The organism is Paenibacillus chibensis (assembly GCF_004001045.1).
Lineage (GTDB): Bacteria > Bacillota > Bacilli > Paenibacillales > Paenibacillaceae > Paenibacillus_AQ > Paenibacillus_AQ chibensis.
On the sequence record NZ_BIMK01000001.1, the window covers coordinates 170,563 to 195,691 of the forward strand.

Below are 25,129 nucleotides of genomic sequence, written 5' to 3' on the forward strand. Positions count from 1 at the left end.
ATGTGGGACGGGTTATTTTTTAATATATACAACGAACTTAAGATCAGCCTTGCAAAAATACATCATGCGAAGAGAGGATAATTTCTATGAACTCGAACACGCGTCCGGGAAAATTCCCGGTCAAAATACTGTCGGCAGCGCTTGCGCTGAGCCTGAGCATGGCCTTATCCGCTTGCGGCGACGGAGACAAAAATGCCATCTCCTCCACGAAAGCCGCGGACACGGGTTCCGGCCAGCCGGTAGAAAATAGCGTCAACGATTCCAAGACGGCATCGGAGCCCGAAGAAGACGCGGCGGGCGGGGGCAGCAACAAGGACGCCGCAGGTCCGGTCACCGTCCCTAAGACGGAAACGCCGGACAACCCTCAGACGCCAGCGGGCGGCAATCCTTATAAGACCGCGGGCATCGATGATCCGGACAAATTCAACGAGTTCTTCGGAAAAGTGCAGAAGGCCGTCGCGAACGGGAACAAGGAACAGGTCGCGGATGCAGTTCTCTATCCCCTGCGGGTGAACGAGAACGGATCAAGCCGGAGCTATAAGGATAAGACGGGATTTTTGGCCGCTTACGACCAGATCATGACCGATCCCGTCAAGAAGGCGCTGGCGGATCAGAAACTGAACACGCTGTTCGTGAATGACCAAGGCGTCATGGTCGGCAACGGCGAAATCTGGTTTGGGGCATCGCCCGATACCAAGGACAAATTCGGGATCATCGCGATCAACAAAGATGAACCGGGAACGTCGACGAAATAACGAGAGACGCCAAAGGGCTGCTCCTGGAGGTCAAGGATTATTGACCCGGGGAGCAGCCCTTTATTGGCGTGCATTCTAGCCGAGATCCGGTGCGTCCACCAAATGGACGACGGGACGATTCATGCCGTGAAGCTCAAAGACGGTGATTTCATTGCTTCCTTCCTTGAGGAGCGGCGCCGGAATGTACAGCGTCCGTTGCGGTCCGGCTTCCCAGTAGCGGCCGAGGTTGAAGCCGTTCACGTACACGACGCCTTTCTTCCAGCCGTCGAGACGGAGAAAGGTATCCGCTTTACCGCTTACTTCGAACGTCCCTCTATAGAACGCCGGAGCCGCGGCTTGAATCTCCCCCTCCCCGCTATGCAGCGGCAGGAACGATAGCCCCGACAAGTCGCTCAGCGGCAGCGGGCGGATCGTCCAATCATACAGGAACTGGTTGCCGAGCCGGATGCCTTCGGTAATCCCCTTCGGATCCCTCATCAATGGTCCGTAATTGACGCGGCCCATATTCTCGACCAGTACGTCCAGTTGCAGCCCCTCTGCCGGTATTTCGAGCGGAATACCTGCCGGATTCCAGCGTTCCACCGTGCCAACGTATTGGCCGTCCGCAAATACGAGCGCGCGGTCACGAACATCCTGGAGCACGAGCTCAAAGCCTTTTCTTGGACCGCTGATGCGTGTGGAGTACAGGATAAAACCGTAGCTTTGCCCCATCTTCTCCATCGGTTCCGGGCATGCCCGGCGGACAGGCAGAGACAGTTCATCCAAATTGGCGAACAATCCCGCTTGCTGCGTCATAACCACTTCGCCGTATGCCTTTTTTAGGATCGGTTCGGGCAGCTCCAGCTCCGGCAATTCGCTATACCGCGAGAGCACCTCGCGGACCGCATAAAACTTTGGCGTCGGATCTCCGGCTTCGCTGAGCAGGGTGTCGTAATCATAGCTCGTTACGGTCGGCTCATAACGCTGAATATGATTCGCTCCGTTGTAGAAGCCAAAGTTGGTTCCACCGTGGAACATGTAAAAGTTTACCGAAGCCCCTTCGCGGAGCATTTCCTCCAGCGCCTCCGCCACATCGTTCGCCGGACGGGATTGATGCTCCTCCATCCAGTGGTCGAACCAGCCGTTCCAAAATTCCATGCACATGATCGGGCCTTCCGGCTGATATTCCCGCAGCTTCTCAAAAGCTTCCTTGGCCCGTGAGCCAAAGTTAACGGTTTCGAGCACGCCGTCGACCATGCCTCCCTGCAGCATATGGTCCTCCGGCCCGTCCGAAGTGAACAGCAGCACGTCGATGCCTCTGCGGAGCATGCCTTCCTTCAGATAATTCAAATACTGCTTGTCGTTTCCGTAGCTGCCGTATTCGTTTTCGATCTGCATGGCGATGATCGGACCGCCGTTCGTGCACTGCAGCGGCGCAAGCCGCGGCAGCAGCTCGTCGAAATACCGGTCCACCTTGTCCAGGTAGGCACGGTCGAAGCAGCGAAGCTGCATGGAGGAATCCGCGAGCAGCCACGCCGGCAGCCCGCCGAACTCCCATTCGGCACAGATGTAAGGGCTCGGGCGCACGATGACATGCAGGCCGAGCTCGCCGGCAATCCGGATAAATCCCTCGATATCGCCCAGACCGTCGAATACGAAATGGCCTTCCTCCGGTTCATGAATATTCCAGGCCACATACGTCTCCACCGTATTGAATCCGCAGGCCTTCAGCTTCAGCAGCCGGTCGCGCCAATATTCCGGAACGACACGGAAGTAATGGATAGAGCCCGAAAATATGCGCAGGGGACTCCCTTCATATACAAAATCGTTTCCTTGAACCTTTAGCTCTGCCATTTCGCTTGATCTCTCCCTTGTGATGTCCTGCTTTGTCCCTTTTCTTGCCATTAGCCCTGTCCGGCCAATTATAAACCAGAATCAGGGCTAAGGGGATAGCATATTTTGAATATATTTCCTGTCTGTTGCTGCCTAGCCCTTGACTCCGCCCAGCATCATGCCTTCGGTCAATTTCTTCTGCAGCAGCACGTAAATGATGACCGTCGGAATCAGCACGATGACGAGTCCCGCGAACAAGGATCCCCAATCGGTGGCGAACTGCTGCACCTGCATCAGATTGCTGAGACCGATCGGAATGGTCTTTTTCGCATCGCTGGTCACGAGCGTCATGGCAAGCACGTATTCGTTCCAGAAATCTAAGAAGCTGAACACGACCATGGTGATGATGCCCGGACGGACCATCGGCATGATGATCCGGAACAGGGTTGAAAAGTAGCCGCAGCCATCGATCATGGCCGCTTCTTCAAAATCCGGCGGGATGGACTTCATGAAGCCCGTCAACAGATAAACCGAGAAGGACAACGTTCCCGTCGCATACACGGCGCTTAGCCAAAAACGGTTATCAAGCATATGCAGATCGTTCATCAGAATAAACAGCGGCACGATGATGTAGACCGCTCCGATGAACAAACCCGCCATATACACGTTGGAGATCAGCTTTTGTCCCCGGAAACGCATCCGTCCGAGCACGTACGCCGTCGGCACGGCCATCAAAATCAGCATTGCCATCGACAGCACGACAACGATAACAGAGTTCAGCATGTAATCGCCGATTTTAGCGGACGTGAATGCCCGGACGTAGTTGTCCCATTGAAGCGATTTCGGGAGGCTCCACGGACTTTCCATCACCTCCGCGTTCGTTTTGAAGGAAGCCAGTACGTTCCACAGCAGCGGATAGACAACCACCAGCGCCTGGATGATAAGCAGGATGCGGAGCAGCCAGTTCCGGATAATAATGAGCGGTTTCACGGACGGCTGTGCTTTGCGGGAAGGAACGGCCGCTGTAGTCTGAGGTTGTGCCATATCAGTTCGATCCCCTTTCCGTAAGTTTGTTGCTGATCAGCGACAGGATCACGGAGAACAGGAATACGAACACGCCGATGGCCATCGCGTACCCGAAATTGGAATTCGTAAACGCCTGCTGGTACAAATACGTCATAACGACTTCCGAATGGCGATCCGGTCCGCCCGCCGTCATGATCGTAACGATGACGAAGCTAATCGTCAGCACCCCGTTGATGCTGAATATAATCGTGATCCGGATAATCTCCCACAGCATCGGGATCGTAATGTGAATGAACTGCTTGAACGGAGTCGCCCCGTCGATGCTGGCCGCCTCGTACAGATCCGGCGAAATGCTGTCGATTCCCGCCATGTAAATGACCATGTAGTAACCGGCTGCCTGCCAGATCAGCGTCACGGCCAGCGCCCACAGCACGGTCCGGGAATCGCCGAGCCAAGCCATCGCATAATCCCCGAGTCCGAGCATTTCCATGCCGGAGTTGAGGAATCCGATCGTGGGATGGTAAATAAATGACCACAGAATCGCAATGACGACAAAAGACAGGATGCTCGGGAAAAAGAACAGCGTACGGTAGAGCCCTTTTTCCTTCAGCTTGGTCCGCGTCAGAATCGACGCGTTGACAAGAGCGATCAAAAGGGTGAAGATCGGAACGATGATGATCAGAAATCCCGTATTCCGGAGCGACAGCAGAAACACGTCGTCATGAAACATGTCCACGAAATTTTTGATGCCGATAAATTTGGGCTTATCCCCGATTCCCGTCCAGAGGAAAAAGGATTTGTAGAATACCTGCATAGCCGGATACAGCTTGAACAAGATGAACATGACCAGGCCGGGAATAAGACAGGCGGCCATGAAAAAGCGCCGCCGTGCTTTTAAAGTCATTCTCTCCACTTCCTTCACTTGGGTTCTGGGCCGTACCAGCCCCGGCCGGTATGAACCGGTCCGGTGCCGCCAGCCTCTTATGTCTGAATGTAAGCTTCCATGATGATGAAGGGGAGAATTACTCCGCCGAGTCCTTCAGTTCCTTGCTGACCTCGGTGTACATTTTGTACATCTTGTCGCTGTATTGCTCCAAAGTCATTTGCTTGTTCATCAAGGAGGAGATCGTTTTGTAGACCTCATCCTTCGGACTGTACCGGCTGCCTTTGGCTACCGTCTTGAAGGTTCCGTTGACGAGCTCCATGCCGTTGTCCACGGCCTTGTATACGTTATACGTCGTTTCCGAGATATAAGGCTTCGCCAAATCCGCCGCGTCTTTAACGGCCATCACCGCTTTGGATTTTTCCGCGTTCAGCTTGATGCTTTTGTCGGTGTAGATGTATTTCAGGAATTCGGCCGCCAGCTCCGGATTTTTCGCTTTCGCCGGAATGACGATCTGCTCGATCTGGCTCATCGCCTTGACGCTGCTGCCGGACTGGAACGACGGAATGCCCAGGAAGCCGAACTGGAAGCCGTCCTCGCGCGGCGCATCCTTCATTTCATCCTCGAACCATGTTCCGTTCGGAATGAACATCGCTTTGCCCTGCATGAATGCGGTCTGTGCCTGGGTGTGATTCAAGGCGACCGTGCCTTTCATCAGTCCGTTGTCCTCGGTAGCAAATTTCAGGATATTGCCCCATACCTGCTTGAATACGTCGCTCTTCCAGAACTCAGGGTCGTAATCGAAGAATTGGTCCAGCGCTTTTTGCCCGCCAAGGTCATAAATGGAAGGAATGATGACTTCGTCCAGGTAGCCGGGATACAGCCCCTGATAGGTAAAGAGCGCTCGGCCGTTATCCTTGGCCGTGGCATTCATCGCGAACAGCTCATCCCATGTTTTCGGCATTTGAATGCTCTTTCCATCGAACAGCGTTTTGTTATACCAAAGCCCCAGGACGCCGAAGTTAAAAGGCGCCAGATAGATTTTGCCATCGCCGTATGGAGCCATTGAGCGGGATTCAAGCACGCCCGGAAGCATTTTGTCCTTCAATGCGCCGCTGCCGTCATCCGTATTGAAAATATCGCTGAGATCCGTCAGCGCGTTATCTTTGATCAATCCGTCCAGAATCGGCAGGTTGTCTCCGCCGGCGATGTACATCAAATCCGGCGGGTTGCCCGCTACGATTTTGGGGCGAACCAGCTCAGCGATTTTGGGGCTGGCCGTAATATTGATTTTCGTGCCGGGATGATCCTTCATGAACTCTTCCGACACCTGATCCCAATACTCCCGTCCGTATCCTCCTTGGAATACCGCGATGTTCAGCTCACCGTTCTCCACCTTTTTGGATCCGCCCTCGCTCGTTCCGGCAGCATCTTTGGTTCCCGTATCCGAAGTGCTGCTGCCGCAACCCGCGAGCAGGGATGCCGACAAAGCGCAAACGCTTACAGCGGATAAAATCTTATTCCACTTCATTACATGACCTCCTTTATATTTGTTGTCATTATACCCCCGCTGAAAGCCCTGCCAAATGGAGAATCCCTGTGAATGTCATGGACGATTTTAAGCATTTTCAGTAAGCGTTTACAATAGAAATGGACGATTTTATGATTCTTGCTTAAAATGCTGCAGTTTCCGCATTACGTCACTTCATATCTGGAGTTTCTTTCGGCTTGACCTGCTTGGGCGGCACGCCAAAATGCTTTTTGAACAGCCTGTTGAAATAAAAAGGATCGTGAATGCCTACCTCTGCCGCCGCTTCTTTCACCAGCCATTGGCCGGAGGATAACAGCTCATGCGCTTTGGCCATGCGCAGCTCGTTCAAATAGGTCATGATGCTTTTGCCCGTATCCGTTTTGAAAATCTGGCATAAATACGTTTCCGACAGGTTCACGTGCACAGACACGTCATGAATGGAGACAGACCTCCGGTAGTTCTCCTCCAGAAATACGAGTGCCTTGCGCACCTCTGCCCGGTTCGCGCGCACGCCCGCCCCGTTTCCGGCATGAGTTAGAACTTCCTGCGCAAGCTCCCCGACAACGCTTGACAATTCCGTATCCGTGCCAGCTTTTGTCATTTTCTCCAGCCAGAGTGAAGGATCGAAGCCGCGATGCTGATCAAGCCCTAGCTTGCGGCTGACAGTCCACATGCCCTCGCAGATCACCCGTTTAACCACCCGCGGATACATCCGGCGCTCGCCCCCCTCCTGAATCATCTGGCGGGCACGGGCTTCCCAGTTGACGATAAACTCCGGATGCCCTTTGCCGATTTCCTCCAGCCATTCCGCCTCCAGCCGCGAATACCCGGAATCCTCGTCAACGGCTGCGCTTCGGTTCGATTGGCACAGCGGGCCCGACGTCTTATAGAAAAACAGAACCTGCGCTTCCCGGCATAGCCGGATCTCCTCCGCTAAACCCATGGGATGCACAGCCTTGTTCCCGTAAATAATGTCCACCTTCATGCTGTAGTACATCGCGGATAGGCTGGCGATTCTTTCCGCCATCTCCGCCGGCTCCGGCGCTCCCGACGCTGACGGATAAGCAGCGGCTATCAGAAAGCTATGATCTTCGCCCGCAACGGCGCACTGCCAGGTGCTTCCCGGATATACGTCGCTCCACAGCTGGCTAAGCGAGTGCTTAAGGGAGCCCTCATCCCTGAGTTCGCTTACGGCCGTCACTTGTATGCCGAAGGTATAGACCGCGTGCTCCTGCAGCCATATGTTTTCGGCGGCCTCGATCCCGGACCTGCCTGCCTCTTCGCCGGAACGGTACAGGAAAGCCAGTGTCTCATGGATCCGGTCCGGCTGCCGCTTGACGGGCAGCGCAGGTTCAGTTGCCCTTTCTGCCCTTCCTTTTCTCGCGTTCAGCTTCAGGGCGATTTCCCCCAGCGTCTGCATAAAGCTGTCGCTTTTGAGCGTCAGCTTCAGCATATAATCATGCGCACCGCATTTCAGCGCTTCCCGCACAAGCTCAAAATCGTTAAAATTGCTGAGCACCAAAATCTCTCCGTCAAATCCGGTGGACATCAGCTGCTTGATCAGCTCGATGCCGTCCATATCCGGCATTTTGATATCCGTGATCACGATATCGGCCGGTGTCTCCTGCATCAGTTTCAGCGCCGATGTGCCGCTTGCCGCCGAGCCGGCGTACACGAACTGGCTGCCTTCCCAACGAATCAGGGTTTTCACGGCATGACGGACAATCATTTCATCATCGACGATCAGTACTTTATACATATCGCTCCAAATCCTCCTCGTTCGTATATACCGGAAGTGTAATCACCGTCTTCGTACCCTCGCCGACAGCGCTGGATGTCACGAGTCCAAAGGCAGCTCCGAAATGCAGCTTGATCCTCTCATCCACATTGGCCATGCCGAGTCCCGACAGCTTGGAATGGGATTCACGCTTGGCTTTCACATGATTCATGTCAAACCCTTTTCCATTATCCGCGATGCTGATAGTCAGCACATGATTTTGGCGGGTTGCCTTCACCCAAATGCCGACTCTTTTTTCGCCGTCCCCCACTCCGTGCAAAATGGAATTCTCTACAATCGGCTGCAAAATGAATTTCGGAACCAGGAAGCCCGATAACTCCTCTTCCACTTCCGTGTGCAGCACAAAAGAATCGCCGTAACGGATGCGCTGTATGGTGGCATAATGCAGCAGATTTGCGATTTCCGTGTGCAGCGTGATGAACTCGTCCTTCACCATGATCGTGCTGCGCAGCAGCTCGGACAGCGATTCGATGCCGCTTGTGACCGATTCGTTGCCGCCCAGCATGGCGCTCCATTTCAGCGAATTCAGCGTATTGAACAAAAAATGCGGATTGATCTGGGCCTGCAGCATTTTCAGCTCCGCATCCCGCTTGGCCTGCTGTTCCGACTGCACCTGTCCGATCAAATGCTTCAGCTGCTCGACCATGCCGTCGATCGTCTCCGTCAGCTTATCCATTTCGTCCGGATAGGCGGATCGGGTCAGGGTCGCCGCCTCCAGCCTTCCCATCCGGATCTGCTTGGCGTACATCAGCAGGGAGCGCATCGGATTGCTGATCGTAAAATAGATCCACGTCGAAATCATGCCGGACAGCAATAGCACGACCAGGCAGATGATCACGATATTGCGCCGCATGTCCGACAATTCGGACAAAATAAACTTTTGCGGAATCATCCCGACGAAAAACCAGTTGGCCGAACGGATATAGGAACTCGCCACCAAAAACGGATGGTTGTTCACGTCCGCATGAAATGCCGTCAGCTTTTGCTCCAGATGAAACTGGTTGTCGATCGGACTGAAGATTTCCTTTTCCGCAAAAGGGTTTCCTTTGGGGATGTCGTCCGTCAGGGAGGAAATGACCATGCCGCCCGCATCGGAGATATAAATGCTGCTTCCTGCGCCAAGGTTGACGAATTTGTAAATATTACGGGAGAATACCTTCTCATCGATAAAAATAATCAGATACCCGAGCTGCTTGTTCAGCTTATCCTCCGCGTAAATCCGGCGGCTGAGCGCAATCGTGTTGGTTCCGCGTCCCGAGCGCAGGTACGTCCAATAAGCGTTCCCGAAGGACTTCTTCGTCTCTTCGAGCATCGACTGGATTTGTTTCGCCGGATACAGCTCGAAGCCAAGGTCAAAAAACGACTCACCGCTGTTCGTCAGGATCATGACGTTGCTGATATTTCCAAGCTGGAAAATCTGCTGACCCAAATCATCCCCGATCTGGGTCTGAAGCTGATTTTTCTCATAGTCGCTCATCGCGTCAAACTTCGGCAGCCCGTTCTGGATCAAATGGTTAATGATAATATTCTCGCTTAATGTCTCGTATTGCTCTAGCTCACGCGTCGCGTTCTGCGACAATTCATCCAGGATTTGCATGGAATAGGCGCTGATTTTATTCGTCACCGAGGTCTCGTATTTCATGTTGGAGTAAACGCTTACGAACACGACCGGCAGCAGAGAGGTAACGATAAAGGCTGCCAGCAGCCTGTTCTTGATTGACAGCCGCCTGAGAATGAAAGACTTGCTTTTAAGCCGGGAATAGAACGAGTCCTTATGCACCTTCATCACCTTATGGGTTATGTCCTCAACCGGACTGCTTCAGCCCGTAGTTGTACCTATACAATAACTGCGTCCGTCAAAATCAGTCAACTGAGATTGGCGTACCCGCGGACGGACCACAAACAGTTTGCCTTGCCTGGCGCCGAAACGAGATCCGCCTGAAACGAAAGAAACCGCAGGCGAGAAAGCGTATGCTTTCCGCTGCGGTTAGGAGGCTTACGATCATGCGAATGCTTATTCCGAAAGGGCCAGGCTGAGCGTGATGATTTCCGCCGGCCGCACCGTGATTGCATCCAGGCTGGACGGTTCCAGCGGAGCCTCCATGATATTGCTCCGCCTTGCCTCACGGAACATGAACGAGGGCTTAACGGTCAGTGTGCTTGCCGAATGCGCGATATGATACCAGCGGGCAATGATGCAGCCCGTATCCCGGGACATCTTCAGCGCCGAGAAGATCAAGTCTTCTCCTGTCCAGTCCAGATAAGAATGGACGGCCGGAAGGCTGCCGCCATGAACTCCCGTTTGCTGCACAGACCAAGGAACCTGAAACTGCTGTGCATGAATCATGGAGACAGTCTCGTCGATCGGCCCCATCCCGCCCTCCCGGGAGGACTCTCCGAACGGAATGACCTTCAGCCGGACCGTATGCTTGCCGTGGCACTGTGCGCCGGGCGTCGGAAAATGTCCCCAATCGCCCATTTCGCCGACCGCTCTCAGAAGCGTCACGGCAATAATCGGGGTCTCATCCGGAATGATCTCATATTCCGGCAGACCCTGGTTGGCAACCGTCAAACCATGACGTTCATCCCGGATCGAAACAAACGACTGCTGATGATGACAGTTGCTCGGGTTCGCCCATTCCGCTGCCGGCAGGTTGCTCCGCTCTGCAGCTTCAAAGACGGAGTCCGCCTTATGTACCGGTGAGGCAATTCCCGTCTGAAAAAGCATGCGCAGCCTGTGGTCATCGGCTTCATTGACGAACGACGATTCCACCTCCAGACCTCTTCCGCCGCGTTCGAGCGTAACTCGGGTATGGATGCAAAATTCCAGGGTCTTCGAGGATCGGCATGCGTTTCGTCCGGTAAACCATACCAGCTCACGCTGCTCTTGGCCGAGTTTGTCTTCGGCGGACACCGGAAGATGAAGCGTATGCCGGATGTCAAAAGATGCCCGGTACGGTTCATCCTCAGCCAGGCTGATGGAAGCGAGGGCGTTTCGGGTGGTGATCGGCACATCCCCGTCCGGCTGTCTGTACATATACTCGTTGCCGATATCGCCGGAATCCTCGTAGATGCACAGGTCCCTGAAGGTGCTTCCCGTCGTTTTATCCTTGAGCGTGACAGACCCGTTAGCCTCGATGGTCACCGCCAAATATTCATTCTCCATGCTGCGCCGGCCGGTCACGAGCGAGGCGGGACGGTGAGTTTTGGGTGGATCGGCTGCGGAGCCATCTCCGGCTGTGTCAGCCTCCTGTCCGCCCCGGATCAGAACATACGCTTTTTGTCCGAGAGCAGGCACGTCCTCCGCCTCAAACATCAATGTGATTTTTCTCGTGAAATAAGGCTGGCGGAAGCGGTCCTCCGGCAGGTCGTAACCGAACGCGATGCCCTGGTCCTCATAGCTGAACGGAATGATTGCCCCATCCGGATCAAGCAGGAGAAGCTGGCCTAGCGGTAGCTGGCGAAGCTTGTTTTTCATCACAGGAAAGCTCTGGCCGCTGCCGAAATATATTCGCTCAAGCTCGATATCCGCCGTCACCATTCCCGAACGCTTCCAGCCTGTCGTATTGAACACGACAAAAGGATATGCCCCTTCATCCGCCTGCAGAAACTTAGCCACCATATGAGTATCCGTTTCCTCCGCCAATACGGCCAGGCTGTCACCAGCAATGGCTTCTGCAACATGCCTGCTTTTGGCGAAGCGGGTGACCATCTCCTCGTGGACCTCATCCACGCTGCAGCCGCAAATGCTGTCATGCGGATGGTTTTGCATCAAAGTTTTCCAGGCGTATTCCAGCAGATGATGCGGATACGACGCTTTTCCCGTCAGGTGGGCGAATACCGCCAGCGGTTCGGCTACCTTCTCGAGCAGCGTCTGTCCCCGGTTGTTTAACTGCTTCAGGTACACGCGTGAGGATGCCGTATTGACCAGCGTGGACCAGCCGTCCGTATGCTGACTGCGGAGCTCGCCGCGTACGACCGACAGGTTCTCGGGAACGGCGGCGGACACCGCTTCAATGTATTCCGTAAAGTTGGAATGGATAAAGCGGTGCTGCGGGAACAGCTTTTCTGCCGTCTTGATGGCATCCGTCACGTTCCGCTGCACCGGCTGATGGTCGCATCCGTTCATCAGGAGCAAGTGCGGCGTGGAAGCGAAGCTCCCCGCCTCCTTCAGCTTCCGATTCCAGTATGCCTGCGCCTCGGCCGGATCCGCCGGAATCTCGTTGCCGTTGCTGTACCAGTTCGCAAAAAGGATGCCAAGCACGCGCGAGCCGTCGGGCGCCTCCCAGATCATTTCCGAATACGGAGATTCATAGGCAGCCGACTCACTCACCTCGTTGTTAAAGCCGGTCGGCTTGACGCCCCGGCCGAACACGGCGTTTCCGATGCCGGCCTGCCGCAGAAGCTGCGGAGCCTGCCCCATGTTGCCGAAGGAGTCCGGAAAATATCCGGTCCTGCTCACGGCGCCGAACTTGGCGGCATCCTGAAAACCGTACAGCAGATTGCGCACGTTGGCCTCGCTGCTGGTCAGAAACTCATCCTGCAGAACGTACCATGGGCCGACGTGAATGCGGCCTTCCCGGATGAACTGCTCGAGCAGCACCCTCTTTTCCGGACGAATCTGCAAATAATCCTCCAGGATGATCGTCTGGCCGTCGAGATGAAAGCTTTTAAAATCCGGATCCTCTTCCAGCGCAGCGAGCAAGGTGTCCATCAGCCGGATCAGCCGCACATGATGCTTTTCATAAGGCAGATACCATTCCCGGTCCCAGTGCGTATGCGAAATGATATGTACTGTCTTGGATTGTGTCAATATTCTGCTCCCCATTCTCGCCCGTGTTTTTTGTCTTTAGGCTTGCTGCATTTTTCTGCTATTTCGACTTGAGCCGCTCCATGACCGCCTGCAGGGTCTGGGCGATGCCCCGGATATTGCCCTGATCCTCCCCAAGCTTGCCTTCGCCGAGCAGCGCGGCCGCCAATGTACGTCCGGTTGCATTCCACCCCGTCACCAGCATCCCGGGCATCCGTTCGTCCGCACCCAGCTTCCCTGCTTGAGCATACGACTGTTCCAGCAAGTCCAGCGCAGCCTCCGGCATATTCCAGGACGACGGCCATACGGTGAATCCCTTCTCCAGCAGATGTCCGACCGACGGATATTGATCCAGCTTGTCGTAATGCCAATCGCAGAGAATAATATCCTTCGGAATCCGGTCCACCGCCGGCCAGATCCCATACACATCCCCGTCCCACTGTGTATAGCCCATGCCGTTCGCGTCGATCAGCCGGTCTGCCCACATCAGCATCTGCACACCGCGTTTTACGATCAAATGGCCGTAATAATCGTTGACCGCCTTCGCGAACAGCTCATCCTTCTTCTTCCCCCTGCAGCGCGGACAGTGCTCATCGGCAATCGCGAACACCTCATCCATGCCGACATGGAGCGCATCCGCCTCGAATGCTTCAAGCAGCTCATCCATCAGATCGAACACGATCCGGTTTACGTCCGGGTGCGAAGGACACCAGCTCGGGCAGTAAAATTCCGGCCACTTGGCATCTGCCGGTACATGCGGCGTCTCATCGAATTCCGGATAAGCCTGGAGCAGCGAGTTTCGTCCGCCGCCCCAGCCCTGATGCCCCAAACATTCGAACAGCGGAATCAGCCGGATACCGCTCTGCTTGCATACACGGGAGAGCTCCCTGGCATCCTCTCGTGTCAGCGAACCGCCTGCCACCTCCGGATGGGAAGTGAATTGAAATCCGGTATTGCACTCAAGAATGAGCACGTTCACCCCCATCGGAACGAGCGCGTCCGTAATCACCTTTTTCAAAAGCTCCATCTCTTCATGATTGCTGAAGCGCAGGTGAAAGCCTCTTAGCGTCTCCGTCGTTAGATTTCCCATGTTCATCCCCCTGTCTCGAAATTAGCCGACAATGCCCGTGCGCTCTACGCTTTCGACAAAGTACCGCTGCACAAACAAATATAAAATTATCAGCGGCGCGGTCAGCAGCAGCACGCCGGTGTTCAGCAGCATGGACTGATAGACCAGATCCGGTTCCTTGCCGAGCGCCGAGCCCATGTCCATCAGCTGCGTGGACAGCACCTTGACCTTGCTCAGGAAAAGCGACACGTAATAGCTGTCATTCCACTGCCATACAAACGAAAACAGCACCACGGTGACGATGGCCGGCACCGCATTGGGCAGCATGATCCGGTAAAAGGTCTTCAGCACGCCCGCCCCGTCCACGAACGCCGACTCTTCGATTTCCTTCGGGATTCCCCGGAAAAACTGGCGGAAAATATAGATATACAGCCCATTTTTCAGCCCCATGGCGGTAGACGACGAAATGAGAAACGGCCAGAACGTATCAATCAGGTTGAGGCTAGATTTGCCCGTAAACAGCTTGATCAGGCCGAACAAATCAAAATAGCGGTACGTAAGATACAGCGGAATCATGATGGTCTGCGGCGGCACGACGATCGTAAAAATAACGAGCCCGAACAGCAGGCCGCTCCCCTTGAACTTCAACCGGGCAAAGGCATATGCCGCTAGTGCGCAGGAAGCAAGCTGAACGACCGTTGTCCCTGCCGAGATCAGAAACGTATTCAGGAGCGCCGAAAAATAATGGGTTGCTTCCATGGCAATCTTGATGTTATCGAACGTGAAATGTCTGGGGATCCAGAGCACGGTCGGGTCATAAATATCGACTTTGCTGCGGAAGGCCACCGACAGGCGCAAGAAAAGCGGGAACAAGATGATAAAGCAGAACCCGGCAATCAGGACGGTGCGCACCACGATCCAGAGCCAGAGCTTGGATTTTTCCAGAGGGTTGAATCGGTACTGGATGATGTCCGCGTATGCGGCAGGCGATTTCATAGCCTTCTCCTCCTTATCAGTCGTAGTAGAACACCTTTCTGGAAATGATCGCCGTTGAAATGCCCAGAATCGCGGTCACGACGGCAAAATAGACCCAGGACATGGCCGCGCTTTGGCCAAACTCGAACGATTTGAACGCGGTCTCGGAAATCAGGGAATTGATTGAATTATGGCTGAACGAATCGATGATCGAATACACGATATTGGTCAAAATGAGCGGCGTCATCATCGGAAAGGTGACCTTCCAGAAGATTTCGTAGCCGGTCGCACCTTCAATGCGCGATGCCTCGTATAAGGCAGGCGACACCGACTGCAGTCCGGCCAGGAAAATCAGGATCTGCACGCCGGAGGAGCTGATAATTTCATAAATGCGGTCCACCGCTCCGGTGATGTAGTTGACGAATACCGGAGCGAGGCCCGATTCGGTCAGCATTTTCTTCAGCTCGAAGCTCTGCAGCAGGCCTCCGCCGCCTTCGCCTCCGCCTGTACCGGACAAGCTTGCGCCTCCGACAAAGCTGCTGATATCCAGATTCGCGATCGCTGCCGAGGCTAGAATGACCGGCAGGAAAAAGATCGCCCTGGCCAGTGCCCGGCCGCGGAATTTCTGGTTCAGCAGCACCGCCGCAAACAGGCTGAAGATGATAATGATCGGCACGTTGACGACCATGTTGATGACCGACTCCGTCAGCCTCCGCGGATAGTCCGGATTGGTCGTGAACAGCTGGCTGTAGTTGGACCAGCCTTTATAATCGACGGCAAAGCCGCCTTCGACCAGATGAATCGAGCTCAGGCTGAACCGGAAGGACTGGATGAGCGGCAGCAGAAACAGCATGACAAGACCCAGGAGAAGCGGCGTTACGAACAAGACGCCGTACCACTGCTTTTTTTGGGACAAGGTAAGAGATTTTCTGAACATATTATTCACCGCCTACATGATAGCTCTGCGGCTGAAGCTGCAGGCCGTCCACGGCTGCCGCCGTATCGTTGTAATTGATCGTTATGCTTACCCCGTTCTGATAGGTGGTCCTGACAACGCCCGGCGCAACCAGGCTGTGGCCGGTGATGGCCTGATCCCGAACCTTGGACAGGATCGGACCGGCTTCCTGATACAGCCTTACTGCTTCTTCAAACCAATCCCGGTAATTGAGCGCATACATGCCGTTGTAGTCCGTATCCTTCACCTTCGAAGCATCGCTGGCGAACCATTGATAGTACACCATCGACCCTGTTTCCAGCGACCTCAGCATCGAAAGCCGCGGATTCTGAAGCGCATCCATGTTGTATGGGGCGCCCGCGAGATCGACGTAACCGTGCAGGGCAATCTGGTAAAACGGAATTTCCTCGTCGGTGATATTCAGCCGGCTGCTGCGTGCCGGCGCATTCACGACGATTCCGGCGTATGGCAGGCTGTAGGCGTTGCCGCCGTCGACCATGAGCGGCCCTGTGCCGTGGCGCAAAAGCTCCATTTCTTTCACCGACGTCAACAGCGAATCCTGGCGGCTGACGGGATGGCCGGGATCAAAGTCAGAATTGACCTCCCGGCCTAGATCACGCAGCGACAGACCCGGAACACCCAGTTTGGCGTAATCTTTCAGGAATCCTTCCACCTGCTTCGGCAGCTGGCGCGGAGACAGGATATAATGGGAAAACCTGCTTGTATCCTTGGCATAAGTGACCGGATTATAGGCATACACCGCCGCCTTGCTGCGGTCCAAAAGCGTTGCCGTTCCGGACGAGCCTTTGTATTTCTCCACAAAGGCGGCATCCGGGAACAAGCTGACTCCGTTCTTCTGCGCATAGTCGGCCAGCTTCAGGAAACCCTTCCTGCCTCCCAGCACTCCGGTGACGGAAATATCCGACGGGGACGCATGGCGGATGCCGCCGTTGAACCAGCCGACAAGCCGAAGATCAATGCTGGCGACGCCTGCCTCCTTCAGCTGCCCGAGGATTCCTTCGGCCTCGCTGAAGGTCGTTAGCGACTCCGTGGCTTCGTAAGGAATGCCGAGGATGGATTTGCTTTTACGGAAAGCGCCCACCAGCTCCAACACGAACGGAGCCGGGGTTGAAGCATCCAGCTTTTTCAGCTGGAATTTGTCTGCAAGATAGATCCGGTACGCGGTGGCCATGCCCGTATAATCCGCGGAACTGCCGGAGAGAAACGCATAGCGGATCTGAAGGCTGCCCTGGTACCTGCCGGATTGAAACATCGGAACCGCGCTGGTTTTGGTACCGGAGGACAAGGTGTAATAATCCATAGCGGTAACCTGAAATTTGCTGCTGACCGTATTATAGGAATCATTGCGGCCGCTGATATCGGCGCTGATGCTTGCACCGGCTTCGCCGTCCTCGATGATGCCAAGCAGCGCGTGATCATTCTGCTTCAAGCCGAATACCGGAAGACGGGAGGCCTCATTCGTCTGAATCCGCTCCTTCACGTCGAAGGTGCCGTCATTCCCATACACAGGCAGGCTGTAAGGCTCCGCGTTCAGCTTCTGATTGTTCAAATGAATGAGGGCGCCTGAACCGTCGGGCACAAAGATGTATCCTTTCTTGCCGGTATCCGCCGCGCCGAAAAATTTCAAAATCTGCAGGGACGCGATCGGATAGGATTTGCTCGATTTCAGCTCCTTGGCCGGTACGGTGACGACAAGGTTACCGCCATCGAGCGAATATACAACGGGTACGGTGAATTCCGCCTCCTCGGAAGCGGCTGCCTCTCCCACCCCGTTCTCCTTGTTGTCCTGCGCCGCATCCTCTGCCGTGTAACCAGCCGCCTCCAAAACGGCGGAGAGCTCCTCCGCGACGTAATCCTGAAGCTTGCGGACTTCATACACCTGTTTCTTTGCATCCAGGCGGAATTTGAACTTTACGTCCTCACGCTGATCCGCATCCGGAATGCGTTCCAAAATTTCCTTTTCAAAACGCTCTTGGCTGATCGCCTTCGGTATGTTGGCGAAGGATTGGGCCACGTTCCCCATATGGTAATCCACACGGATGCCGGTATCTTGAGGCGTGACCTTGAACTGCTTTTTGGCGACGCTGTCGTCATAGCTGTTGAACGCGTTGATCTGCCCCTTATCGTTGTAATAGGTTAGCAGTACCTGCGCGGACAGCTCCGACTGATACAGCGGAGACGCTTTAGGATCTTCACTGCGTCCGGCCGGATTGGAGAACCAGATATAACCGTTCTGCTTTTCCTGCACGGCAATTTCGGCGGTCTCCTTATTCACGTAAAGGCTTAAGCGGTCGTTCTCTGCTGCCTTTTCCATGGTGGCCAGCGCTTCCAGCTCCTGTGGCGTGTTCTTGGATGCCGGAAGCCCCGCCGCCGGCGCCTCGGCCACCCGCTCTGAAGACTGCGCCATGTCCTGACCCTGGGCTGAAGAACCCGCGGCTTCGGTTAGCGGAGCTTCGGGTGCAGCATTCCCCTCGCCCTGCACCGCGCCAAGGCCGGTACCGGCGATACCCGCAGCCAGGATCAGTGCGCACAGGATGCCTGCGGCTTGTTTTTTGCGTATGCCCACGTTCCATCCCTCCTTATGGCGGCTACATCCTGAATGAAATTTCCTTGTAGATGGAGCTGACGAAATTGATCATTTGCTGCAGCATGCTGAAGAACAATACGCCGAGGAAAATGATGATCCCCATGACGACCAGCGTCAGCAGCATCGTGATAACCGTTTTTCCTGCCGAATATTGATGGACGGTCATCGTGCCCGTAAACAGGAGCCAGACGAACCAGATCATGGCGATCGTATTCAGCAAATAATAAAAGGAACTCTCATCCGCCGTGATGACATTGCTGTAGAGAACCTGCGGAAAATAGATCAGCACCAGCGGCAGTAAAGAGTAAGCCGTCGCGATGATAATTTCGGTGAATTTGCCTTCCCCGTCCATCAACGTCGTGAGCGACCAGTTGGCGATGCACCAGAGCAGGAAAGGAAGCACGATGAACTTAAGCTCATCCAGGCTGCTCAGCTGCTCCGGGTTGTTGAAATTGATGACGAAGCCGTTAAACTGGCGCTTTACGATCATGGCCACCACAAGCAGCACCATAATGACAAAGGCGACGCTGAGCCTGCCCTTGCGCTCATATTTCATCTCCCAGAACCCGTTAAAAGGATGAAGCATCGTATAAAACGGATTCCGGATAATGCCGAACTCCCGGTAAAATTGGCCTTGGGTCTTGCGGTTCGCCAGCTTGACGCCAGCGATCACGACCGCGATGCACAGTACAAGCGCGAGCACGATCGTCCCGAAGTGGTCGAACACCACTTCCTTGCGGTACCGCTTAAAGGCTTCGGAGTAATACTCGCGGCTGTTGCCGAGCTTGAAATAGGTCATCGCTTCGCGGTTGTCCCCCTGCTTCAGAAGCGACTTGCCGATGCCGATGTAGGCGACGTCAAAGTTGGCATTGAGCTGGAGTACCTTTTTCCAGTCTGCCGTGGACTCTTCGGATTTGCCTTCATTCAGCGCCTTCACCGCGCCGCGGATCAGGCTGCCGTAAGTCGTCGGGCTGAACACCGAAAGCCGGTTGTTGTCCTTGTCGAGCACGAGCAGCCGTTCTCCCAGCATTTCAATCGAGGACGGCGTCCGGAAGTTCTCCTGCTGGCTTCCTAATCCGCCGAATTCATACAGCAGATTGCCGTCCTTGTCGTAGGTGAAAATACGTCCCCGTTTCGAATCCAGCGCGCTATACATGCCGCCCTGATCCGGAATGACGTCCACAAATATGGAGCTTCCGGTCATGCTTCCGCCCTCCAGGTTGCCAACGTCTCCTTTCGGCGGGAAATAACCTTTACTGCGCAGGACGTCCGTGCCGGAAGGATTCAGGCGCTTCAGCGGCTGATCGGAATTCTCCTCCGAGGTGGACGTGTAAATAAAGCCGTTTTCGTCCACGTCCAGATTGTTGAATTCAATCGGAATGAACTGCTGCATCTGATCACGCTGCGCCTTGGTCGAGACCCGCTTCCAGAACAGGTCCGCGGGACTGAACTTGACGCGGTTGGTCCCGATAAATCCGTTGAATACGCCGTCCGAGTCGAACTCCATAATGCCTTCGTAGCTGCCTTGACTGATCACGTACAGCCGTTTGGCCTTATCCACCGCCAGCTTGACCGGAAGATACTGAAAGCCCTCGCGGAGCAGGGTCGACTTCGGCTCGTTCATGACCCGCACCAGCTTTCCGTTCGAATCCAGCTCAACGATGCGGCGGTTATCCGTATCCGCGACATAAATATGCTGATCCGTATCTACAAACACCCCTTGAGGCTGGTTCAAAGCGTCCTCTTTGCCGTCATGCTCAAACTTCGAAATGATGCCGGCAGGCTGGAAATCCCGGTCCAATATCACGATCCGGCTGTTGCCGGTATCGGCAATATAGAGACGTCCATCCTCTCCGGCATACATGTCCTGAGGCGAGGACAGCGCCCCGATGCTCCAGTCGCTGCCGTACAGCACCTGATCCAGCGAATAGGGCTCCGGCGCCGGAACCGGGGTTCCCCAGTAGGAGTAGTTATAGGCATCGCCGGCGGATACCGGCGCGGCACCGGTACCCGCGGCCAGCAGCAGCACAACCAAGAATAATGCGAACCCTTTCTTCATCTGCCTGTCCCCCCGTTATTCCTTCAAGCCCGATGTGGACATCGTTTGAATGATGCTGCTCTGCGTGACGATGAACACGGTGATCGGCACGATCATCATGAGCAGCGTCACCGCCGCAACCGGACCCGTCCTCACCAGACCGCCGTTTTGAATCTGACCGAATACGTAGTCCACGGTTTTCAGCTGCTCGCTGTAAATATATTTGTGGCTCGTCACCGAACCGTTGGTCCAAAGGTTCTGCAAGGAGAAGATGATCAACGTGAGCCATGCGGGTCTGACGATCGGCATAACGATCTGCCAGTATATCCGGTACTCGCTGGCCCCGTCGATCTTTCCCGCCTCCAGCAGCGCATCGGGAATCTGCTCCATGAACTGCTTCATCAGGTACAGCCCGAGCGTCATCCCGAACGCCGGAAGCAGAATCGCCCAGTAGGTATTGATCAGGCCCAGATACGATATCATCATGTAGTTCGGCACCTGCGTCACATATACCGTAAACATGAGCGACAGCACGACGATGTTAAACATCAGCTTTTTGCCCGGAAACCGGAGCTTCGCAAGCGGATACGCCGCCGCAGAGGCCAAAATCACATGTCCCGCCGTCCCGACGATGGCGATGAAAAACGTGTTGAATACATACCTGGAAAACGGTACCCAGGAATCGCTGAAGATGCCGACCAGATCGGTAAAGTTTTTGAATGTGGGATTGCGTACGAATAGCTTGGGCGGAAAGGTGAAAATCTCATCGATCGGCTTGAATGCGTTGCTGATGGTAAATACAAGCGGAAGCGCCATAAAGCAGGCCACTCCGCCCAGCAGCACGAACAGCAGCAGATCCACGCCCAACGAACGGTTAAGCCGTTTCGGTATTTTCAGAACCATTTTCATGCGTCACTCACCTACTTTTCCAAGAAGCTTCTGGGTTACCAGGTTCACCGTCAGCATGATCGTAAACAGGACGGTGGCGATCGCCGAGGCATAGCCCATTTCGAACCGGATCGTGCCGTAGTCGACCAGATGCGTTACGATCGTATGCGCCGCGTAATCGACGCTCGGGAAACCGATGAGATAGATCGAAATTTCCGCCACGGAAAACGCGGAAGCGATCTGAATAACCGCGCCGAACATCAGCTGCGGCCGCATGGCCGGCAGCGTAATGAACCATAGCTCCTGCCAGCGGTTACGGATGCCGTCAATGCTTCCCGCTTCATACATTGTCCGGTCCACGTTCTGGAGTCCGGCGATAAAGGCCAGAAAGGAGGTGCCAAGACTCAGCCACAGCTGCACCAGGATCAGAATCATCAGCACGTACCTGGAATCCTGAAGCCACTGGATCGGCTCCATGATAAAGCCCCATTTCATGAGAAACGAGTTGGCGAAGCCGTACGAATCGCCCGCGAAGAGCAGCGTCCAGATCAAATACGTGTTGCCCGATATGGACGGGGCATACAGCACCAGCGTCAGCAGCGCCCTCAGCTTCGGTGGAAGCTCATTGATCAGCCAGGCGAACATGAAACAGGCAATATAGCTGATCGGACCTGTGATCGCTGCGAACAGCAGCGTATTTTTCAAGGCAATGAGAAAAATGTCGTCCTGCACGAACAATCTCGCGTAATTTTGCCAGCCGATCCACTTGGGCGGCTCCAGGAGATTGAAATTCGAGAAGCTAAGGATAAAGGACAAAAGCACCGGAATGACCGTAAAGGTGCAAAAAATAATAAAGTAAGGCGCCATCAGCACATAGGCATGCCTGTTCTTCTTCATTTCCGTCCATACCCGCGCGGCCCTGCGCCGTAGCATGCGCCCCGGCGCGCCGCGGCCGGGGACGTTCGCCCCCGTGATGACGGGACGTTCGGCAATCTGCTGCTTCATGGAAAGTCCCTCATTTCTCTGTAGGGAGATTAAATTCTTTTCGCTTGATCGTAATTTCCTCATTCATCGCCCGGACGTAATTTTCCATCGTCTCGCGCGGATCCTCACCCTGCACGACGACGCGCCGGAAGGCGTTGTCGATGTTCCGCCCGGTCAAATAGCCGCCGGGAACCTCCGGAATCCCTCGCACCCACTGCATCTGCTCCTGCAGCTTGCGCAGATCCTGGGTCGGCCATGGAAGCTGGGTCAGCGCGTCCTTGTTGGCGGTCGGATAACGGGCTGAAGCCCCCATCCGGATTTCCATCTGCCGGCCATATGCAATCTGCGTATCCTTGCCGGTCCACCATTTCATAAACTGCCACGCTGCATCCTTGTTCGCGGTATGCTTGAACATGACGGTAGCCGAGCCACCGCTGCCTGTTTCCCGGTGCAGCTTGCCGTCGCTCCCCAGCGAGCCGGGCACCGGCGCAAAAGACCACAGCCCTTTGATTTCCGGCGCAAACACGCTGAGCTTGTTATACATCGTGTAATCGATGATGCCGATCGGCATTTCGCCTGTACGGAAACGGTTGGCAAAGTCGATGCTGATCGGGAGCTTATAGTTGACATAAAAATCCGTCCACTGCTTGAATTCCTTGATTCCGATTTCCGAATCGAGATCAACGGCCGCGCCGCCATCCTTATAAAATTGCCCTTGATTCTGGTAAAGGAACATCGCGAAGGCCGGATTTGGCGGCATCGTGGCGATATTGGTGTTCGCCGCTTCGTTGCCGAGGGAATCCAGCGGCTTCTGCTGCAGGCCGAACTGCAGGTTATGCTTCTGCAGCACCGGCAGCATTTCGTAGACGTCATCCCAGCTTTGCGGTACTTTCAGATGCAGCTCATCCTCTAGAATGTCCTTCCGGTAAAAGAGCATCGGAAACGTCTGCTGCTCCGGCAGCGCATAATAAGAGCCTCTGTATTCGTAAGGCACGAGAGCGCTCGCGTTAAACTGGCTTTTCACCGTCTCAAAATCGGGGAAAGCGGACAAATCCTGCAGCGCGCTGCGGCTCGCGTAGTTCACCGGCAAATCGTTACCGATTTGCATCGCGACATCCGGCCCTTTGCCTGCCACCGTTGATGGAAGAATAACATCCGACGCGACCAGCTTCAGATTGACATGAATGCCGGTTTTGGGCGTGAATTGATCGTCGATCAGCCTTTTAATGACCTGCGCCTGATCCCGCGCGGAACTGACCCATACGGTAACGGTATGGCTGCTGTCGCTGCTGCTCGAGAAGTCATCGTAATTTTCGTAAAAAGAAGCGAAAAACGCTTCCGTGCCGGAGGTTAGCTTTTTCCACGCGCCGGCCTGGGGCTGAGGCAGCTTGCTTCCCGGCGAGCTCACGATCAGGTAATCCAGGGACAGCGGCTGCTCGTTCACGGTCAGCATCCAGGAGCTCAGCGCCCCAACGTTCGCCTTGAACGCCTCGATGCGCGAAGGCACGGATTCCGGTTTATCCGCCATATCTTTCAGCTGATAAGCAACCGTGTTGATAATCGATGTCCGTTCATCGCTCTGTCCGGAAGGGCCTTCAATCGATTTGGCGATGCTGTACAGCTGCTCGCTGGATTCCCGGAATACCCGGGTCATCTCCGGAATCCGCTGCTCAAGGTTATAGTCCCGGAACGTATCGGGAACCGTGCCGGTGTAGCTGATGATTTGGCGGTACATCGCGTTCAAGTCCAGGATGGCGGATTCCACCGAACGAAGGATCGGCGCAATATCGCCGAGCGTAACCTCCATCCGGATCCGGTGCTTGCCCGGGGTCAAATGAAACAGATACGGCTCGCTGCCGCCGGGCCCGATCAGGTTCATCTGCCAGCCGCTCCCGTACGGGAACATGGCGGTCTGCATTTCCTTGAACGGCAGCTTACCGTCTATGTAAATCGAACGGAGCACGGAAAGACCCCGCAGATAATTTTGCCGATTTTTAAAAGCGATCTGGTACAAACCGTCCTGCGGCACGTCAATCTCCCATTCCAACCACTGGCCTGGCAGCCTCCAGGCATATCCGCCCATGGCGTTGTTGCGCAGCTTGGAGACATGATAAGGTTCCACAGCAGGATTGGACCGGTCGTTGTAAGGAAGAAGGCTCGGAGAAGATTTATAGAGAGCCTGCTCGGCCTGGACTTTGATGAATACGCCTGATGTCGGCTTCAGCCCCTCCTGCGCGTACGCGGCTTCGACGTCCTTGTATGCCGGCACCTGGGAGGGCGCCGATATTTTAATTTGCCGGATGACCAGCGGTTCCTTGATCGAAGTCAGAGACACTTGATGCCTGCCTTCTGAAAAATAAAACAAAAACGGTTCCTCGTATGCCCCAGTGCTGTCCTTGAGCGCCGTTTCCTGCCACAAATGCTCCTCCACCTGGGCCGGCGTAAGATCGTTGCCCCGTTCATCCTGTTCAAACGTGCCGGATTCATTTTTCCATACCCGGTTGAACACCAGGCTTTTGGCTTCCGTAAACGGAACGGTTCCATCGATGGCCAGCTCCCGTTCAATATCCGAATCCTTTCCCGGTTCCGTGTAGTAATTCAAGCGTATATTGTACAGCCCGGCCTGCTTCACATCGAAGTCCCACGTTACCGTACCGGAATCCCGGGTGAGAATGGACCTTCCCTTCATGCCTTCATGGTCCTGCAGCAAGGAAACGTCCATTCCTTCAGACTTGCTGAAGGCATCCCCTTCGATGACGATATCTTCGCCCGCAGCGGCGGCCGACTTATGCTTCGCCATGTACTCTTCGTATCCGCCAGGTTTTATCGATGCTTTGATTCCGCTAAGGTCCAGCTGCATCGGCGCTTGCGCGGACGAAGCGGATGCCTCGCGGGAAGATGCACCCTGTCCAATAGCTGCAATGCCTGCGATCAGAGACGCTAGAAGCAGCATGGATACTGCCTTGAATATCGGTCTTTGCATGAGCTCCCCCTTTC

16 protein-coding genes are annotated in these 25,129 nt (G+C 54.9%); 1 reads left to right on the forward strand and 15 read right to left on the reverse strand.

Annotation, left to right across the window (positions count from 1 at the left end; genetic code table 11):
• Window positions 1-86 precede the first annotated feature (86 nt).
• Window positions 87-755 carry a hypothetical protein gene (locus PCH05_RS00840; protein WP_127599688.1) on the forward strand — a complete coding sequence of 223 codons (669 nt, stop codon included), beginning with the start codon at window positions 87-89 and terminating at the stop codon, window positions 753-755.
• A gap of 75 nt (window positions 756-830) precedes the next feature.
• Here the strand turns inward: PCH05_RS00840 and PCH05_RS00845 are convergent, their stop codons facing one another.
• From PCH05_RS00845 to PCH05_RS00915, 15 genes are all read right to left on the reverse strand, one after another.
• Window positions 831-2,588 carry a glycoside hydrolase family 35 protein gene (locus tag PCH05_RS00845; RefSeq protein ID WP_127599690.1) on the reverse strand — a complete coding sequence of 586 codons (1,758 nt, stop codon included), beginning with the start codon at window positions 2,586-2,588 and terminating at the stop codon, window positions 831-833.
• Window positions 2,589-2,720: 132 nt separating this feature from the next.
• Window positions 2,721-3,611 (reverse strand): carbohydrate ABC transporter permease, encoded by an 891-nt coding sequence (locus tag PCH05_RS00850; RefSeq protein WP_127599692.1) that lies wholly within the window; start codon window positions 3,609-3,611, stop codon window positions 2,721-2,723.
• A gap of 1 nt (window position 3,612) precedes the next feature.
• A complete protein-coding gene (locus PCH05_RS00855; protein WP_127599694.1) occupies window positions 3,613-4,497 on the reverse strand; it encodes a carbohydrate ABC transporter permease in 885 nt (294 codons plus the stop codon).
• 118 nt (window positions 4,498-4,615) lie between these two features.
• A complete protein-coding gene (locus PCH05_RS00860) occupies window positions 4,616-6,007 on the reverse strand; it encodes a carbohydrate ABC transporter substrate-binding protein (protein ID WP_127599696.1) in 1,392 nt (463 codons plus the stop codon).
• Between the two features lie 169 nt (window positions 6,008-6,176).
• The gene (locus PCH05_RS00865) at window positions 6,177-7,766 is read right to left on the reverse strand and encodes a response regulator transcription factor (RefSeq protein WP_127599698.1); all 1,590 of its coding nucleotides are present in this window, start codon (window positions 7,764-7,766) and stop codon (window positions 6,177-6,179) included.
• Window positions 7,759-9,591: a sensor histidine kinase gene (locus PCH05_RS00870; protein ID WP_127599960.1), complete on the reverse strand. Its 1,833-nt coding sequence runs from the start codon at window positions 9,589-9,591 to the stop codon at window positions 7,759-7,761. The genes PCH05_RS00865 and PCH05_RS00870 overlap by 8 nt, the downstream gene beginning before the upstream one ends.
• A gap of 228 nt (window positions 9,592-9,819) precedes the next feature.
• The gene (locus PCH05_RS00875) at window positions 9,820-12,618 is read right to left on the reverse strand and encodes an alpha-mannosidase (protein ID WP_127599700.1); all 2,799 of its coding nucleotides are present in this window, start codon (window positions 12,616-12,618) and stop codon (window positions 9,820-9,822) included.
• Window positions 12,619-12,676: 58 nt separating this feature from the next.
• Window positions 12,677-13,705, reverse strand: coding sequence for a family 20 glycosylhydrolase (locus tag PCH05_RS00880; RefSeq protein WP_164766495.1), 1,029 nt, complete (start codon window positions 13,703-13,705; stop codon window positions 12,677-12,679).
• A 21-nt stretch (window positions 13,706-13,726) separates the two neighbouring features.
• A complete protein-coding gene (locus tag PCH05_RS00885; protein ID WP_127599704.1) occupies window positions 13,727-14,680 on the reverse strand; it encodes a carbohydrate ABC transporter permease in 954 nt (317 codons plus the stop codon).
• A 16-nt stretch (window positions 14,681-14,696) separates the two neighbouring features.
• Window positions 14,697-15,596: a carbohydrate ABC transporter permease gene (locus PCH05_RS00890; protein WP_127599706.1), complete on the reverse strand. Its 900-nt coding sequence runs from the start codon at window positions 15,594-15,596 to the stop codon at window positions 14,697-14,699.
• 1 nt (window position 15,597) lies between these two features.
• The gene (locus PCH05_RS00895) at window positions 15,598-18,201 is read right to left on the reverse strand and encodes a DUF5696 domain-containing protein (RefSeq protein WP_127599708.1); all 2,604 of its coding nucleotides are present in this window, start codon (window positions 18,199-18,201) and stop codon (window positions 15,598-15,600) included.
• Window positions 18,202-18,223: 22 nt separating this feature from the next.
• On the reverse strand, window positions 18,224-20,281 hold the full coding sequence (locus tag PCH05_RS00900) for a YIP1 family protein (RefSeq protein WP_127599710.1): 2,058 nt from the start codon (window positions 20,279-20,281) through the stop codon (window positions 18,224-18,226).
• Between the two features lie 15 nt (window positions 20,282-20,296).
• Window positions 20,297-21,169, reverse strand: a complete 873-nt coding sequence (locus PCH05_RS00905; RefSeq protein ID WP_127599712.1) for a carbohydrate ABC transporter permease — start codon at window positions 21,167-21,169, stop codon at window positions 20,297-20,299.
• Window positions 21,170-21,172: 3 nt separating this feature from the next.
• A complete protein-coding gene (locus PCH05_RS00910; protein WP_127599962.1) occupies window positions 21,173-22,081 on the reverse strand; it encodes a carbohydrate ABC transporter permease in 909 nt (302 codons plus the stop codon).
• Window positions 22,082-22,163: 82 nt separating this feature from the next.
• Window positions 22,164-25,115 carry an extracellular solute-binding protein gene (locus tag PCH05_RS00915; RefSeq protein ID WP_127599714.1) on the reverse strand — a complete coding sequence of 984 codons (2,952 nt, stop codon included), beginning with the start codon at window positions 25,113-25,115 and terminating at the stop codon, window positions 22,164-22,166.
• Between the last annotated feature and the right edge of the window lie 14 nt (window positions 25,116-25,129).